The 16,137-nt window shown below is 55.0% G+C and carries 18 protein-coding genes and 1 pseudogene; 15 read left to right on the plus strand and 4 right to left on the minus strand.

What is annotated here, in order from left to right; genetic code table 11:
* From bcoG to GO984_RS07610, 4 genes and pseudogenes are all read left to right on the plus strand, one after another.
* Positions 1-558: pseudogene (bcoG, locus tag GO984_RS07595) on the plus strand (3-dehydrocarnitine:acetyl-CoA trimethylamine transferase BcoG); the annotation flags it as partial.
* A gap of 89 nt (positions 559-647) precedes the next feature.
* On the plus strand, positions 648-1,040 hold the full coding sequence (locus tag GO984_RS07600; RefSeq protein WP_157021965.1) for a hypothetical protein: 393 nt from the start codon (positions 648-650) through the stop codon (positions 1,038-1,040).
* 12 nt (positions 1,041-1,052) lie between these two features.
* A complete protein-coding gene (locus GO984_RS07605) occupies positions 1,053-2,525 on the plus strand; it encodes a carnitine 3-dehydrogenase (protein ID WP_167740265.1) in 1,473 nt (490 codons plus the stop codon).
* Positions 2,525-3,280 carry an SDR family oxidoreductase gene (locus tag GO984_RS07610; RefSeq protein ID WP_157021966.1) on the plus strand — a complete coding sequence of 252 codons (756 nt, stop codon included), beginning with the start codon at positions 2,525-2,527 and terminating at the stop codon, positions 3,278-3,280. Before GO984_RS07605 ends, GO984_RS07610 begins: the two co-directional genes overlap by 1 nt.
* A 67-nt stretch (positions 3,281-3,347) precedes the next feature.
* On the opposite strand, the gene GO984_RS07615 is transcribed toward GO984_RS07610, so the two are convergent.
* A complete protein-coding gene (locus GO984_RS07615) occupies positions 3,348-4,211 on the minus strand; it encodes a helix-turn-helix domain-containing protein (RefSeq protein WP_157021967.1) in 864 nt (287 codons plus the stop codon).
* Positions 4,212-4,315: 104 nt separating this feature from the next.
* Between GO984_RS07615 and GO984_RS07620 the strand changes: the two genes are divergently transcribed.
* From GO984_RS07620 to GO984_RS07630, 3 genes are read left to right on the plus strand one after another with little or no spacing between them, the layout of a single operon-like run.
* A complete protein-coding gene (locus GO984_RS07620; RefSeq protein WP_138161939.1) occupies positions 4,316-4,522 on the plus strand; it encodes a DUF2061 domain-containing protein in 207 nt (68 codons plus the stop codon).
* Positions 4,515-5,417: a fatty acid desaturase gene (locus GO984_RS07625; protein ID WP_157021968.1), complete on the plus strand. Its 903-nt coding sequence runs from the start codon at positions 4,515-4,517 to the stop codon at positions 5,415-5,417. The genes GO984_RS07620 and GO984_RS07625 overlap by 8 nt, the downstream gene beginning before the upstream one ends.
* Positions 5,418-5,435: 18 nt before the next feature.
* The gene (locus GO984_RS07630) at positions 5,436-6,338 is read left to right on the plus strand and encodes a DMT family transporter (RefSeq protein ID WP_157021969.1); all 903 of its coding nucleotides are present in this window, start codon (positions 5,436-5,438) and stop codon (positions 6,336-6,338) included.
* Between the two features lie 29 nt (positions 6,339-6,367).
* Here GO984_RS07630 and GO984_RS07635 read toward each other — a convergent pair whose 3' ends face one another.
* Complete coding sequence (locus GO984_RS07635; RefSeq protein ID WP_157021970.1) at positions 6,368-7,096, minus strand: NUDIX hydrolase; 729 nt, start codon at positions 7,094-7,096, stop codon at positions 6,368-6,370.
* Between the two features lie 25 nt (positions 7,097-7,121).
* Positions 7,122-7,526: a DUF983 domain-containing protein gene (locus GO984_RS07640; protein ID WP_157021971.1), complete on the minus strand. Its 405-nt coding sequence runs from the start codon at positions 7,524-7,526 to the stop codon at positions 7,122-7,124.
* 306 nt (positions 7,527-7,832) lie between these two features.
* Here GO984_RS07640 and GO984_RS07645 point away from each other — a divergent pair, with 306 nt between their 5' ends.
* From GO984_RS07645 to GO984_RS07660, 4 genes are read left to right on the plus strand one after another with little or no spacing between them, the layout of a single operon-like run.
* A complete protein-coding gene (locus tag GO984_RS07645) occupies positions 7,833-8,324 on the plus strand; it encodes an EF-hand domain-containing protein (RefSeq protein ID WP_157021972.1) in 492 nt (163 codons plus the stop codon).
* Positions 8,325-8,376: 52 nt separating this feature from the next.
* Entirely contained in the window at positions 8,377-8,973 is a 597-nt protein-coding gene (locus GO984_RS07650; protein ID WP_209279392.1) for an RNA polymerase sigma factor, read from the plus strand.
* On the plus strand, positions 8,966-9,349 hold the full coding sequence (locus GO984_RS07655) for a hypothetical protein (RefSeq protein WP_157021973.1): 384 nt from the start codon (positions 8,966-8,968) through the stop codon (positions 9,347-9,349). Before GO984_RS07650 ends, GO984_RS07655 begins: the two co-directional genes overlap by 8 nt.
* Positions 9,346-9,834, plus strand: coding sequence for a periplasmic heavy metal sensor (locus GO984_RS07660; protein ID WP_157021974.1), 489 nt, complete (start codon positions 9,346-9,348; stop codon positions 9,832-9,834). The genes GO984_RS07655 and GO984_RS07660 overlap by 4 nt, the downstream gene beginning before the upstream one ends.
* A 37-nt stretch (positions 9,835-9,871) precedes the next feature.
* Here the strand turns inward: GO984_RS07660 and GO984_RS07665 are convergent, their stop codons facing one another.
* Complete coding sequence (locus GO984_RS07665; protein WP_167740266.1) at positions 9,872-11,281, minus strand: diguanylate cyclase; 1,410 nt, start codon at positions 11,279-11,281, stop codon at positions 9,872-9,874.
* Positions 11,282-11,374: 93 nt separating this feature from the next.
* On the opposite strand from GO984_RS07665, the gene GO984_RS07670 reads away from it, so the two are divergent.
* The 4 genes from GO984_RS07670 to GO984_RS07685 all read left to right on the plus strand — a co-directional run bounded on the left by GO984_RS07670 (position 11,375) and on the right by GO984_RS07685 (position 16,056).
* On the plus strand, positions 11,375-11,659 hold the full coding sequence (locus GO984_RS07670; RefSeq protein ID WP_157021976.1) for a DUF3572 domain-containing protein: 285 nt from the start codon (positions 11,375-11,377) through the stop codon (positions 11,657-11,659).
* A gap of 40 nt (positions 11,660-11,699) precedes the next feature.
* On the plus strand, positions 11,700-12,389 hold the full coding sequence (locus tag GO984_RS07675; RefSeq protein ID WP_157021977.1) for an HAD family hydrolase: 690 nt from the start codon (positions 11,700-11,702) through the stop codon (positions 12,387-12,389).
* Between the two features lie 193 nt (positions 12,390-12,582).
* The gene (locus tag GO984_RS07680) at positions 12,583-14,142 is read left to right on the plus strand and encodes a trimethylamine methyltransferase family protein (RefSeq protein WP_157021978.1); all 1,560 of its coding nucleotides are present in this window, start codon (positions 12,583-12,585) and stop codon (positions 14,140-14,142) included.
* A 138-nt stretch (positions 14,143-14,280) separates the two neighbouring features.
* On the plus strand, positions 14,281-16,056 hold the full coding sequence (locus tag GO984_RS07685; protein WP_157021979.1) for a DUF4153 domain-containing protein: 1,776 nt from the start codon (positions 14,281-14,283) through the stop codon (positions 16,054-16,056).
* Positions 16,057-16,137 lie beyond the last annotated feature (81 nt).

Consider the following 16,137-nt stretch of genomic DNA (forward strand, 5'->3'; position numbering starts at 1 on the left):
GCGCATGTGGCCGAGTGCCTGCCCGAGATCTGCACACTGGACTGCGGCACCATGAACTTTGCCGAGGCCGATTACGTGATGACCAACACGCCGGGCATGTTGCGCGCAATGGGCCAGATGATGACAGATCTCGGCGTAAAGCCCGAGATTGAGGCCTTTGACACTGGCCATCTGTGGTTTGCCAAGGAACTGGTGAAAGAGGGCGTGCTGGAAGGCCAGGCGCTGGTGCAACTGTGCATGGGTGTGCCATGGGGCGCGCCGAATGATTTGAACACATTCATGGCGATGGTCAACAATGTGCCAGATGACTGGAACTGGTCGGCCTTTTCACTGGGGCGGGACCAGATGGCCTATGTCGCGGCGAGTGTTCTGGGCGGCGGCAATGTACGCGTCGGGCTGGAGGATAATCTGTGGCTGGGCAAAGGCGAGTTGGCTGAGAACTGGCAGCTTGTCGAACGTGCGGGCACCATTATTGAGAACATGGGCGCGCGGGTGATTGGGCCTGATGCAGTGCGTGAGAAACTGGGCCTGGTGAAGCGTGCACCGGTGGCGAAGTAGGCCTATCTCCGGCGCGTGAAAACATGGACAGATCCAGTCTCCCTCGCAATAATCTTTTCTATCAAAGGTATTGGAAAAGGAAATTCGACATGGTTTTGAAAGTGACACGCTATTCTATCTCTGTCCTACAAAAAGTGATTACCACTTTGGTTTTGACAACGGCGACCGCACAGGCCGCGGATGCGCCGCTGTGGGAAGGTCACTGGAGTGGAAACGCAAACTGGTGTGAGCGGGCAGGGGATGTCGGGGACGAAACCCCGACCTATTATGGCAAAGATGGCCTGTTTGGGATGGAATGGAGCTGTGATGTTGCCAAGGTCCAGGAAACAGGTCTGCCGAATTCCTGGGTCCTGAATCTCGACTGTCTGGATGCAGGCTACAGCTATCAGGAACAGATGATGCTTCTGGTGACCCACGAGGATCGATTGCTGATCCTTGGAGAAAGTGGCGTCACGGCAAATCTGGTCCGATGTAAGAAGTAAAAGGAAGATCACGTGAAAACAGCAGCAATCATCGGTGGTGGTGTTATTGGCGGCGGATGGGCGGCCCGGTTCTTGTTAAACGGTTGGGATGTGCAGGTGTTTGACCCGGACCCCGAGGCTGAGCGCAAGATCGGCGAGGTGCTGAGCAACGCGCGTCGCAGTCTGCCAGGGTTGGGCAATGTTGCGCTGCCGCCCGAGGGGAACCTGAGTTTTCATGGCTCGATGTCAGAAGCGGTGGTTGGTGCTGACTGGGTTCAGGAAAGCGTGCCCGAGCGGCTGGACCTGAAGCGCAAGGTCTATCAAACTTTGCAGGAACACTGTGATCCGAAGGCAATTCTGGGATCATCCACCAGCGGGTTTAAGCCAAGTGAATTGCAGGGCTGTGCCTCGCGGCCTGAGCAGATCGTAGTGACGCACCCATTCAACCCGGTTTACTTGTTGCCATTGGTCGAATTGGTCGGCACCGAGGCGAACCCGCCGGAAATGATCGCGCAGGCGAAAGAGATCATCACCAGTATCGGCATGTATCCACTGCATGTCCGTAAGGAAATCGATGCCCATATCGCGGATCGGTTCCTTGAGGCGGTCTGGCGCGAGGCGCTGTGGCTGGTCAAAGACGGCATTGCCACGACCGAGGAAATTGACAACGCAATCCGTTATGGTTTTGGTATCCGCTGGGCGCAGATGGGGCTGTTTGAGACCTATCGTGTGGCGGGGGGGGAGGCAGGCATGAAGCACTTCATGGCGCAGTTTGGTCCTTGTCTGACGGCGCCGTGGACCAAGTTGATGGATGTGCCTGAGTTCACAGATGAACTGGTGGACCTGATTGCCGATCAATCAGATGAACAGTCCGGTATGCATTCGATCCGCGAACTGGAGCGGATCCGCGATGACAATCTGGTTGGCATGATGCGGGCGATGTCGGCCAATGATTGGGGCGCAGGTGCATTGCAGAATGCGCAGGATAAGGAGCGTGAAGGTGAGGCCGGGTTGCTGAGCCATATCGACCAGATTGGTGATTTGTCCAAGCCGGTGCTGACTCTGAACCGCACGGTGCCGCTGGATTGGACCGACTATAACGATCATATGACCGAGAGCCGATATCTGGATGCCTTTGCGCAATCCACTGACCGGCTGATGTTGTTGATTGGCTGTGATGCCGAATACATCGCCTCAGGCGGTAGCTATTTCACCGCTGAAACCCATATCCGTCATATTGACGAGGTGCATGCTGGGCATTCCATTCAGGTTCGAACTCAGGTGATACTGGGAGCGGGTAAGAAGATGCACCTTTGGCACGAGATGTATGAGGGAGACCGCTTGCTTGCCACTGGAGAGCACATGTTGCTGCACGTGGACTTGGCGACCCGGCGCTCTGCACCACCTGCAGAACATGTAGAAGCTGCGCTGGTAAAACTGGCAACGGCGCATGCTACGTTGCCTGCACCAGATGGGTTAGGCCGTGCTATCGGTGCGCCGCGGTAATGGTGCGAGTTCTGATCACTGCCGGTGCGTCCGGTATTGGCCGCGCCATGGGGGAGGGATTTGCAGCTGCCGGTTATGAGGTCTGGGTTACTGATGTAAACGAGGCCGGACTGGGTGAATTGCCATCCAACTGGATCACTCATCGCGCTAATGCGGCGAGCGAAGATGATATGCGGGCGGTGTTTGCGGCTATTGCAGCAGCCGGCGGTGTGGATGTGCTCTGTGCCAATGCCGGTATTGCCGGGCCCACGGCCAAAGTAGAGGATGTGGAACTCGCAGACTGGCAGGCCTGCGTCAGCGTCAATCTGGAAGGGGCGTTTTTGGCAGCGAAATACGCAGCGCCGCTGATGAAGGCGGCGGGGAAGGGGGCCATCGTCGTGACGTCATCGACTGCAGGGCAGTACGGCTATCCCAACCGTGCGCCTTATTCGGCGGCGAAATGGGCGGTGATCGGTCTGACCAAGACGCTGGCAATGGAGCTGGGACCACATGGTATTCGCGCCAACGTCATCTGTCCTGGCGCTGTCGAAGGCCCCCGTATCGAGGGCGTGTTAGAACGTGAAGCAGCGGCCAAGGGGATGACCCGGGATGAGGTCTATCAGGGTTATGCCTCAGGCACCTCGATGGGGCGGTTTGTCGAAGCTAGCGATATTGCCAACATGGCAGTGTTCCTGGCCTCCGACGCGGCCCGTCTGGTGTCGGGGCAGGCCATTGCGGTGGATGGCCACACCGAAAATCCGGACCCTAAGGTCTAGTGCACCGGTGGCTCAGGTCACTGCCGTGACCTGAGCCTGAACGCCGCCCTGTGGGCGTCGTGCAGCCCTAGCTGGCAATGGTTGCCTTAAGTGCGCGCAGATGGCCCGGCAATTGCCGGGCTGTCAGGTCGGCTTCGCGGATCAGGGTGTCGAAGTGTTTTGTAAAGGTCTCAATCCGGTCGCTATCGCGAAAGGCCATATAGTGGCTACCAGCATAAAACACACAGAGTAACGGGCCGAAGATGGTCAGCGGTGATGAGTACAATCGTTTGGCATCAAACAGATAGACCCGTAGGCGCGGATACAGTTGGGTGCAGAGGCGCTCAAAATTGTCGAGCTGTTCAAGACGAGTTTCAAGTTCCAGGTCCTGATAGTAGCCGGTGCCATGCGCAAAGCTGTGCAGCTCATAGATTGGCAGGGCGATTTCATAATCCGACTGCGATTGCCGCATCCATGACAAGCGGTCCTCGGACGCACCAATCGCCTGGGTGGCTGTACGCCCCAGATGTGGGGTGTATTCCCATTCTAACATGGCGCGGGTTTTCATCATGTCGGGCAGGGTGGCGGGGACGTGACGGATCTTGTAACCCGCTGCTTCGCGGTGCCAGTCAAAGATGCGCGCATCGACCAGAGAGCGCGGGGCTTCGGACAAGGAAAGAGCACCGGCCAGAAGTTCAGCGGCGCTTTCGGGGCGGTCCGACAGGCTGAGTAACCAATCCGCCGAAACCCCCAATGCAGTTGCACAGGCTCCAACCACATGAGCATTGGGAAGCCGGGCGCCGTCACCAGTGAGCAGTTGTGAAATTGTTGACCGATCCACGCCGATTTGCCGCGCCAATGCACTTTGGCTTAGCCCGCTATCTTGCAATCCACGATTTAGACGGATCCGAAATTGTTCAGCGCGGACGCGTTTGTCGATTTTTGTGTTCATGTGTGGATTTATATCACCGTTGTTGAATTTTGTTAATCAGATACGGAATTTTGAACAATGCCACGTCGCGGTAGACCTGAACAGACATTTGCTCAGGAGGAACAATGGAAACGCGATTACGTTCACTGGTGAAAGCGCTAATCTGGAACGCCATTGGCTTGGTGATGATGGCACTGGTTGGTTTTTTTGCAACGGGATCAGTCGCGATTGGCGGAGTAATAGCGCTGACCAACACGGTCATCGGTTTCTCTTGCTACCTGTTGTATGAGCGAATTTGGTCGCGGATCCGGTGGGGGCGCCACCATGTCTAAACCGCTGTCCAGAGCTCCGGAGTGGGGTACATTTCTGCTCATACTGTCCTGTTACGGTCTATGGTTTGTTGCGTTGGCTTTGTTGCCTGATGTGAGCCTGTTTCTGACGGTAATTGTGAGTTCTGTGCTGATTGCCTTTCATTCCTCGCTGACACATGAGGCGCTGCATGGTCATCCGTTCCGTAGCAAGATGTTGAACGAGACGCTGATGGCCGCACAGCTGAATATGGCGATCCCATACAATCGCTTTCGCGACACCCATTTGGCCCATCATCAGGATGAATCCCTGACCGATCCGTATGACGACCCGGAAAGCAACTTTTTGGATCCTGCGGCCTGGCGAGAAATGCCGCGATGGAAGCGCCGCCTTTACCGTGCCAACAATACCCTTTTGGGTAGGATTCTACTGGGACCGATGATTGGGCAGTGTTGTTTCCTTGCAAGTGATGCGAGAGCCGCATGGAGGGGGGACCGTTCCGTGATATGGGCTTGGGCACTACATGTGCCGGGGGTGGTGATGGTGGTGTGGCTGGTCAGCCTGACTTCGATGCCATTTTGGGCGTATTGTATCGCCGCCTACCTGGGGCTGGGACTGGTCAAAGTCCGCACCTTTCTGGAACATCGCGCGCATGATCAGATGCATGCCCGCACTGTTGTCGTTGAAGATCGAGGGCCGCTAGCATTCCTGTTTCTGAACAATAACTTCCATGTGGTTCACCATTTGCACCCAGGCGTGCCCTGGTACGCGTTGCCGAAATTGTATCGCGAACGTCAGAGCGATTTCAGCGATGCCAATGAGGGCTACATCTACCCCTCTTACCGCGACGTGTTTCGCCGTTATTTTCTGCGTGGCAAGGACCCGGTGCCGCATCCGCTCTGGCACAGCGGCGAATAAGTCGCCATAACCCGACGTATGAGTTTATGGATTCCCGTCGCCATCGCCGCCGCAACGTTTCAGACCGTGCGGTTTATGCTGCAAAAGGTCTTAAGCAGCGTCAGTCTGTCACCAGCGGGGGCTACGTTTTCCCGCTTCATCTACTCGGCGCCCTTTATTCTCGCCGGATTATTCATCTATCTGATGGTTTCTGGGCAACAGCTACCGTCACTCCCGCCCAAGTTTTGGATGTTCGCCTCTATTGGCGGATTGTCGCAAATCCTAGCCACGATTTGTGTGGTGGCGTTATTCAAACAGCGCAACTTTGCGGTCGGCATCACTTTTAAAAAAACCGAGGTGATTCAGACTGCCATTGTTGGCCTGTTGGTGCTTGGTGATCAAGTTACGGTCTGGGGCTGGGTTGCGATTGTGATTGGTTTGCTGGCGGTGCTGGTGCTGGCCAAGCCCCCCAACAGCAGCGGGCACTGGTGGCAGCACCTTACCAACCGGGCGGCCCAGTTTGGGCTTGGATCTGGAGTGTTGTTTGCTTTCTCCGCCGTTAGCTATCGTGGGGCCTCACTCCAGTTGGGCGACCTGGACGCGATGTTCCGCGCGGGCGTTACACTGGCGGTGGTGGTCAGCCTGCAAACCCTGATGATGTTGGCCTGGCTAAGCTGGCGCGACAGGGCTGAGATCACCCGCGTCTGGGCCGCACGTCGCGTTGCGATCTGGGTAGGGCTGACCAGCATGGGCGGCTCGTTTTGTTGGTTTTGGGCTTTCTCTTTGCAAAACGCAGCTTACGTAAAAGCGCTGGGTCAAGTGGAGTTGATCCTGTCGATTCTGGCGACAGTTCTGTTTTTCAAAGAAAAAATCAACTCGCGTGAGATCTTGGGTATGGCACTATTGGTGGTGTCCATTTTGGCGCTGGTGCTGGCCATTTAAACTGGACGTTCGAGGCGACCCTGTCGGGGCTAGCCAGTTTCGGGCATTTCCGTACCGTGTAGCCGAAGGAACAGGCTGGCCTCGTCGTTGTTTCGAAAATAAGGCACCGAACTGGGCGGCGTCAGATCCGTAATACGAGCGGCGACTTCGGCCAATACCACTTCGGTAATGAACGGCAGGTCAAACTGGCGGGCCTGGGATAGTTTGATCCACTGCAAATGGGACAGTTCGTCAGAGGCCTGTGAAAAATCATCCAGATCGCCGGAGATCTGGTCCGCATCAACAAGGAAAAACCGGGCATCAAATCGTCGTGGTCGCCCGGGCGGGGTCAGGGCGCGGAATACATATTGCAGGCCGTTGCCTGATGGTAGAAATCCTGTTGAAGCAAAATCAGCCCAATCGGCTGGCGGGACGTCAGGCCAATCGCCGCGCTCACCCAGTACCAACCCGGTTTCTTCCCACAGTTCACGTATTGCAGCCACTGTCAGGGCGGTTTGCAGGTCGTTAGGTGCCTGGTCGGCCAGCCGTTTGTGGCAAAGGTCGGAAATGTGAGAGGCCAAAGGGATCTCAGCATCTGCTACATCGACCGCACCGCCTGGAAACACAAACTTGTTGGGCATGAACGCAGCTTTGGCGCCGCGTTGCCCCATAAGGATCATTGGATCTTTGCCCATCCGGTCGCGTACTACAATGACTGTGGCCGCATTGCGGATGGCCGTTTTGTCGATCACTGGCTGATTGTCCCGATTTGCGCTCATAAGATTCTCATCACCTTACTATGGGTTACGAGTCCTTGTCGAACCCATGCATGCGTCGCGCCCATTGGTAGCCAACGACAATACCCTTCATTCGGGGTAAGAGGAACAAGGACAACGAGACGCAGCCGAGGGTAACAATGGAAAACATGACCAGTGGTTCAGGGCGCCAGGTAACATAGGCGATATGCAACAAAGGGGCCAGCAAGTGACCAACGATCAAAATGGTCAAATAGGCTGGCCCGTCATCTGCGCGTGCATGCGACAATTGCAATCCGCAGCTGTCGCAGTTGTCGTTGATTTTGAGATAGGAATGCAACAAAGCGCCTTTCCCACAGCAGGGGCATTTCTTGCGCCACCCTTTTAACAGAGCGGGTGCTGTTGGGCGATCATTTTCAATTTCTGAAGCGGGTACGGCCTGAGACTCAGTCATGACAAATCCTATGTGTTTGGTACATGTTTGCGCCCTTAAAGCCCCAATGGGTAGGGGCTACGCGAGTGCTGCGGCGTGATGCCGCAAAATTGTTTGCTCTCAACACGAGTTACTCTGACCACTCCAAGGCAGGCATGCTTTTGGGAAAGGGTATGTCAAAGGATGTAAGCAAACTGTAACGATCGTGAGGAGTTACCCTTCAAAGTTTTTTGACCTTTTCAATATTGGAGCGACGGAACTGCAGCCTTGCAACGTTTGACTACCATGATCGGCGACACTGGGTCGCTTTGGACAAAGGAATTGGACATGAAAAAAGCAGGTATCTTCGCAGTGATTGCCGCTTCGGCTGGACTTGTTGGTGCAGGCGCAGTTCTGGCGAATAGTGGTCCGGGACGCCAGGGTATGAATATGACGTTTGAGAAACTGGATGCTGACGGCAACGGGGAGATTACGCAGGCTGAGGTTGACGGGCTAAAGGCCGCACGTTTTGCCGCCGCAGACGCCAATGGCGATGGCGCGCTGTCTCTTGAAGAGCTACAAGCTCAGGGCATGAAGAAGGCAGAACAACGGGCAGCCGGAATGTTGGAGAGGCATGATGCAAACGGCGACGGCGTGTTGAGCCAGGATGAGTTGCCCAAGCCGCGCCGGTCGGGCCATATGTTCGAACGGATGGATGCCGACGGGAATGGCACCATTTCCAAGCAGGAATTCGAAGAAGCGCGCAACCAAATGCGCTCGAACGGAATGGGTAAACACCGTCCGGGGCAACCAGAAGTGACAGAACCGGAGCAAAACTGATTAGTCTGACGTGTATCTTAACCCAGACATATCCCGGCGGCGGCCTCGTGAAATGGGGCCGCTACTGATGGGGGAGCCAGATCCCACGTTAAGCGATGACGCTTTGCTGGTTCTCTATGCCAATGGTGATGGCCGTGCGGCACAGGAGTTAACCGGCCGACTGGCTCCTAGGTGCCTAGGCGTGGCGATGCGGGTTCTGGGAAATCGGGCAGAAGCTGAAGACGTCACGCAGGAGGCAATGATGCGATTGTGGCGGATGGGGCCTAACTGGCAACCGGGACAGGCGCAACTGTCAACCTGGCTGTATAGGGTGACGATGAACCTGTGTATTGATCTGAAACGCCGTCAGAAAGGTGGCTATGTGGATCTCGATGCGGTGCCAGAACCAGAAGATACTGCCCGTAGTGCTGCCGAGCAAATTCAGGACGGAACGCGTCATGATGCGCTGCAAGCGGCCCTGATGCAGTTGCCAGAGCGCCAGCGTCAAGCGGTGGTGTTACGCCACATCGAAGAACTGGCCAATCCCGAAATCGCGGGGATTATGGATATTAGTATTGAGGCGGTTGAGAGTTTGACCGCCCGTGGAAAACGGGCATTGGCGGCCGTTCTGGCCAACAAGCGTCAGGAATTGGGGTATAACGATGGCTGAGTTGGACAAAGCAATGCAAGAGCTTGACGATCTGTTTGCTTCCGCACGCGAAGCGCCCAGGCATCTACCTGACCACCTGAATAAAGCAATTTTGGCGGATGCAGTGACCGCGCGATCTGAGGCTGCGGTGGCAGAGCCTGCGGTGAAGCCGGTGGTGCTACAACGTCAAGGGTTCTGGAGGCAGTTGTTACTGGCAGTTGGTGGTTTACCGACGATTGGCGGGTTTGCCGTGGCCTGTGCAGCTGGCGTGTGGATAGGTCTGGAGCCGCCGTCATTTTTGCCCGACCCAGCCCAATTGGTTGGGTATTCAGACAGCACTTCGGTGCCCTATGACAGTTACGACCTGGCGGTGATGCTGGGCGAGGAGGTGCAATGAGCACGACGCAAACGCCAAAAATGAAACTCTGGTTACGGATTGTATTGGCGGGATCGCTGGGGCTGAACTTAATGGTTGCCGGACTGGCTGTTGGGGCGGCACTGCGGTTTCGTGATGATGTACGGCCCCGCCCGATGCCATCCTTTGGAGCGATGTTGTTTCGTGAGCTGGATAGCGAGACGAGGCAATCCCTGCGTAAGCAGGCCGGAGGTGATCACGGCAATTTTCACAAACGGCGGCGGGCAGAAGGCGAATCTGTCCTGGCCCTGTTGCGTGCAGACCCTTTTGTAGTTGAGGCTCTGTCCAGTTTTCTGCAAGGGAAAGCCACCTCTGGCCATGAATTTCAGATGTCGGTTCAAAAGGCCTGGATCGAGAGGGTGGCCGCCATGAGCGGATCTGAGCGTGAGAGTTATGCTGATGAACTGCAACAGCGCATGCATCGTCCACCCAAGCCCCCACGCCATCGTGGTTCAGCGCGAAATTGAGAAGAAAGTCGTTGAGGCGGGCCTGTAAAGGCCCGTTTTAGGCCGCGACAGGGCTAAGTGTAACCTGGTTTCGACCCGCATGTTTTGCGCAATATAGTGCCCGGTCGGCGTCTGCGATCAGATCGCTAACGCTGGGGTGGGCCCGAGAGGTACGTTTGGAGCAGAGATCACCACCGCCAATGACAACCCCAATGCTGGTGGTGACGGAGATCGGTTCGGCGACGCCTGGAACGCGAAACGGGGTTGAATTGATTTTCCGACACAGCTGTGCGGCAACTTCCGCAGCCTTGGCTTCACCGATGCCGGGTAAGACAATCATAAATTCTTCCCCGCCTACACGCGCCAGTAGATCCACCGGGCGCAGCTGTTTTTGCAGCCTGTTGGAGGTTTCGATCAATACCGCGTCACCTGCCGGATGGCCAAAGCGGTCATTGATCTGTTTGAAGTGGTCAAGGTCGATCAGCATCAAGGCAAAGTTTTCGCCACAATCATTGGCATTGCGGGCGACCCGATCAAGGAACGGCTTTGCATAGCGGCGATTATATAGGCCGGTCATGGGGTCTTCGACAGCGGCGCGCAACCCATTACGAACCGTGTCACGCAGGCGATCGGTTCGCACTTTATGCTGCAACTGTGTCGACAGCCTTAGGGCCAGTTCCTGAACGTTGAATCCTGATTGCAACACATCATGGGCACCGCGGTCCAGCGCTTCTGCCGCGACATGGGGATTCGCCGGACTGGGAATTGCGATCACTACTGAATTCCGGGTGGCGGCACGCGCGCGCAGATCAGCCAGCAATCGTAGACCTTGACCCGTTTCAGCCTCGTTCAGCTCTACAACGATCACGTCCGGGACTGGGGCACTCATCAACTGTTGTATATCGTCAATCTGGTGCGGATGCAGGTGATAAGGGACTAAGGGTTGCAACCGCGCGGTCCATTGCGCAGCGGTAGGCGCATCATGGGCCACCAGCGCAACTTTGGAACCGCGAATTTCTGCGAGGCATTCCCGATTGCTGAGCGGAGGCTCAAAGCTCTGTGCGGCGTCGTGCTGCAGGTGTAGATCCTCATTGATGTTGCGAACCCGGATCAGGCTGCGGATCCTCGCCTGTAGAATTACGTCATCCACAGGTTGAACTAAGATGTCATCAATTCCAGCTGCTAACGCGTTTATTCGGGTTGAATTGTCATTTTGCGCTGAAATTGCAATCACAGGAATACCAGATAGCGAGGCGTCGCTTGCCAGAGTTCGCTGAACATCAGCTGCAGTCCCATCCGGTAGGGACATGGCGGTCAGAATCAAGTCCGGGCGGCAACGCCGCGCTACGGACATCAAATCCGTAACACAGTCGGTTTGGACTACGCGGTAATAGGCTGCTGAAAGCTGCACTTTCAACATAATGCGGTTGGTTGCGACGCCATCTATGATCAGGATTGTGCCTTGCACGCGCTTCCCTTTCCGCCCTTGCATTTCACTTGCCTAGAGTCTTTATGACAGGAGTTAACAAACCCTTTCCCAAGCCCGTAAAAGTGTCGCAAAATGCCAGTTTCCGCCCAATCCGCCGAAACCCTTGCCCTGCAGGCGTTGACCTGGCTTGTAGGGAACGAGGATCTACTGCCGGTTTTCCTTGGTGCATCGGGGGCCAGCGAGGCGGATCTGCGTGAAAGCGCAGGTGAGCCGGAGTTCTTGGGGTCAGTGTTGGACTTCTTGATGATGGACGACGCTTGGGTGATTGGGTTCTGTGATGCGCAGGGTATCGCTTATGAGGCCCCGATGCAGGCACGAATGGTTTTGCCAGGAGGCGCACAGGTCAACTGGACCTGATAGATTTTCATGGAACGCTGCTCCCAATTAAGGAACTGTCATGCCCGTTGATGCCATATTGTTCGACAAAGATGGAACCCTGTTTGATTTTGGGGCCACTTGGAACAGTTGGACCGCCAAGACAATTCACCATCTTGCTCAGGGACGACCCGAAGTGGTGCAGGGGTTGGCCAAGGTGCTCAGCTATGATCTTGACCGGGGAGAGTTTCGTCGGGACAGCATTGCAATTGCGAGTACCAATTCAGAAATTTCGGCTGTGATGGCCCCCTACATCGATCATATGGATGTAGCTGAACTCGAGAAGTATCTCACCACAAGTGCTGCGGATGCCACGCTGACCGAGGCAGTACCTTTGGTCGCGTTTCTTGATGACTTGCTAGCACGTGGCAAGGTTCTGGGCGTCATGACTAACGATTCCGAATTGTCGGCGCGTAACCAACTGCAACAGGCGGGTGTGATGGATCATTTTGCCTTTGTCGCCGGATTTGACAGTGGTCATGGCGCTAAGCCTGATCCTGACCCGCTGCTGGCGTTTTGCACTGCTGTCGGGGTGGATCCTTCCCGGACTGCCATGGTTGGCGATAGCCTCCATGATCTGGAGGCAGGCGACGCCGCAGGAATGCGCAGGATTGCAGTCTTGACCGGGATGGCATTGCACGAAGATCTGGCGCCCCTGGCCGACGTGGTGCTGCCAGATATCGGACATATTCAGGCTTGGCTGGACAGCTGACCGAACACCACCGCTACGAGGTTTTGGCCGAGCTATACGCTGGTTTTTCGGCTGTACTGGTCACTTATGTACAGAAAAGATGAATCGCGCCGTGCTAAGCAATGAAAACGACAGATGATGTCGTGAATGAAGCGGCGACATAGCCAAGAATTAGGCCTGCTGGAATTCAACAGCAGGCCCAAGGGAGATGGTGATGTCGAGGAGCGAGGGACGCAGGCGGCGCGGCGGTGGCCGGGCAGGGGCAACAGCAAGACGAGGTGGTGCTGTCATCGAACAAATGCCCTGGCAAATTCCTGTCAACATTGATCGACCAACAGAACCTCTTGGCCCCGAGGGCATTCAAGCGATCCATGAAGGCGCTATGCGAATACTTGAGGAAATCGGCGTGGTGTTTCTGAACCCCGATGCCTTGGCGATATTCAAACAGGCTGGCTGTCGTGTCGAAGGGGATTTGGTCCGAATGGACCGTGATTTTGTGATGGAGATGATTGGCAAGGCGCCCAGCACGTTTACCATTACGCCCCGTAATCTGGAACGTACCTTGCCCATTGGCGGCAATCATATGTTGTTCGGCAATGTGTCGTCACCACCAAACTACTGGGATCTGGAGCTGGGTAAAAAGGTGTCCGGTACTCGTGAACAGTGCCAAAACCTGCTGAAGCTGACACAGTACTTTAACTGTATCCACTTTGCTGGAGGCTATCCGGTTGAGCCGGTCGACCTGCATGCATCCGTCCGCCATCTTGACGTACTGTATGACAAGCTGACGATCACCGACAAGGTGATGCATGCCTATTCGCTAGGGGCAGAGCGGGTCGAAGATGTTATGGAGATGGTCAAAATCGCCGGTGGACTAAGTGAAGATGAGTTTCAGGCCAAACCACGCATGTACACCAACATCAATTCGACCTCTCCGCTGAAACACGATTATCCAATGATCGATGGGTGTCTGCGGCTGGCCCGACGTGGGCAAGCGATTGTGGTAACGCCGTTTACACTGGCCGGAGCAATGGCGCCGGTGACAATGGCTGGGGCGGTGGCACAGTCTATTGCAGAATCCCTTTGTGCGATTGCTTTGTTCCAGTATGTGGCACCGGGTACGCCCTGTGTCATTGGAACATTTACTTCAAACGTCGACATGAAAAGTGGCGCACCAGCTTTTGGTACACCTGAATACATGCGCTCTACCCAAATGACAGGACAGATGGCGCGGTTTTATGGACTCCCGATGCGATCCAGTGGTGTGTGTACAGCGAATGTGCCTGATGGACAGGCGATGTGGGAAACCTCGAATTCGCTGTGGGCTTCGGTTCAGTCGGGGACCAATATGGTCTATCATGCGGCTGGCTGGCTGGAAGGCGGGCTGATTGCCAGCCCTGAAAAGTTTATCATGGATTGCGAAGTGCTGCAGCATATTCAGCGCTATATGCAGCCTGCAACCTTTGCCACCACTGCGGATGACATTGCACTCAGCGCAATCAAGGAGGTTGGGAACGAAGGTCATTTCTTCGGTATCCAGCATACTCAGGACCGCTATACCGAAGCGTTCTATCAACCGTTTTTGAGCGACTGGCGCAATTATGAGGCTTGGGAAGAGGCGGGGGCGGAATGGACCGCGCAACGAGCGCACAGAATGTTCAAGGACATCACCGCCAGCTTCCAGGAACCGGCCATGGACGACACGCTCCGTGGCGAACTGCAAGAGTTTGTAGCACGCCGGAAGGAAGAGGGTGGCGCGCCGACTGATTTTTGAACCATGGTTCTTGAGATATGTGATTTTTGCCAGTTGGTAGACTGGGGCTGAGCCACCACTTGATGTGACACAAAATGTTGCAGAGGGAACAGCCTAAGCGCTAGATGGATAGAAAATTTAAATCATTAGGTTTCGCCCATGTCTCTGAATGCTGCAGTAGAGCTGTCCAAGAACCGTGCCATTTTGTTTGGATTAGGCTTTGTTTCTGGACTTGAGCTTTGGCTGCTGTCCGAACATTGGGATAACCCTGCGTTGCCGCCCTGGCTTTTACTGGCATTGCTGAGCTTTATCGGGAGTTATGTCTCAGTCGCGTTGGCGCTCTGTGGGCCAGTTTCAGTGTTTCGTGCGCTGGGCGGTGCACTCGTTTTGTCAGTACCGTTTACAGCACTGACCTCCTTGGCCGGGCGCCGGTATGAGCTGGCAACCGGAATCCTGGATCAGCCGATCCCCATCAGTGTCAGCATTCTTGTGTTGCTGTTGGCCACTCCGTTTCTGATCGTCGGTCTTCAGAACCGCCCTGCATGGCGCAGTTACACAGCTCTGTTCGAAGCAGCCTGGGCGCTGACCATCCGATACCTGTCAGCATGGGCATTTGTCGGCATGTTTTGGGTGCTGATGTTTCTGTCCGATGCCTTGCTATCTTTGGTCGAGGTCAAAGTCATCGACTGGATTACCGACGAAGAGTGGTTGGTTTTTGGCTTGACCGGAGGGGTGTTGGGTCTTGCTATGGCAGTGGTGTTTGAACTTCGTGCAGCGGTTTCACCTTTCTTATTGTTACGGTTGTTGCGCCTGTTGGTGTTGCCTGTGCTGGCCGTGGTCGCGGTATTTTTAATCGCCATCCCTCTGCGGGGCCTTTCGCAGCTATTTGGTGATTTTTCAGCCGCCGCAACATTGATGAGCGTGGCTATGGTGATGATCACCTTGATCGCAGTGGTGCTAGAACGTGACGATGCAAGAATGCGGGAGAGTGTTACAATCTCGATTTCGACACAGTATTTGGCCGTTCTTTTGCCATTTGTGACTGGTTTGGCTGCTTGGTCGATCTGGCTACGTGTCTCAGACTATGGATGGACCCCTGATCGGGTGCTTGCTGCCTGCTTTAGCGCTGTTTTACTGGGGTATGGGGTACTGTATCCATTGGCCGTTTTGCGTCGTACGGGGTGGGAGGAGCGGATTAGACGCATCAATGTTTCGCTGGCATTGGTTACGATCGCTATTTTGGCAGCTCTACTAACACCTTTGCTGAATCCAGATGTAATTGCGGCAAGTAGCCAGGTTCAGCGATATCAGGATGGGCGTCTTTCGCTAGATAATTTCCCCATCGCGCAACTTGAACATGACTGGGGGCGGGCTGGCCGAGAGGCATTGAAGGCACTTGAAGATAGTCCAGAGAGTCAATCACCAGAGTTAATCAGTCGGCTGCAAGACTTTCGGAGTGCGGACAATCGGTGGGCATTTGAACGTGGTGTTACATCCGAAAAGCTGGAGGGGCTAAAAGCCGAACTGGTGGAAAAACTGCCGATATTTCCCGAGGGTGAAACCTTGAATGTCGAAGACTTAGAGGGTTTGGAACAGTACGATCTTAGCCTCTGGCTGACCGGTTGTGATTTACCAGTGTCGAATGGACGACCAGGTTGTGTTCTGATTATTGACCAGTTTGATTTGAACTCTGACCGGCAAGGGATGTTATTGTACCGAAACTCCCATAGCGCTTTGACGGTTAAAACCCGTTTTCTGACTTTCGCTACTCAGGGCCTAGCTCTGTCTAAAGAAGCGCTGGTGTTGGCAGGACAAGTGCGACCTAGACTGAACACTTTGGCCATTGAGCAAATATTTGATGGGGAGTACTCGGTTGGCCCCAGTTCACTCAGAGCACTGCATGTCGGCGGAAGAGAAATCACCACAAGACCGTAAAATCGAAGCTGAAAGGTCACTAAAAACCGACTGCATTTTAATTGTTGGGCCTTTCTTAAGGTTCGCAGGTCAATTGTGTGT

The sequence above is a fragment of the Parasedimentitalea huanghaiensis genome, assembly GCF_009753675.1.
Taxonomy (GTDB): Bacteria; Pseudomonadota; Alphaproteobacteria; order Rhodobacterales; family Rhodobacteraceae; genus Parasedimentitalea; species Parasedimentitalea huanghaiensis.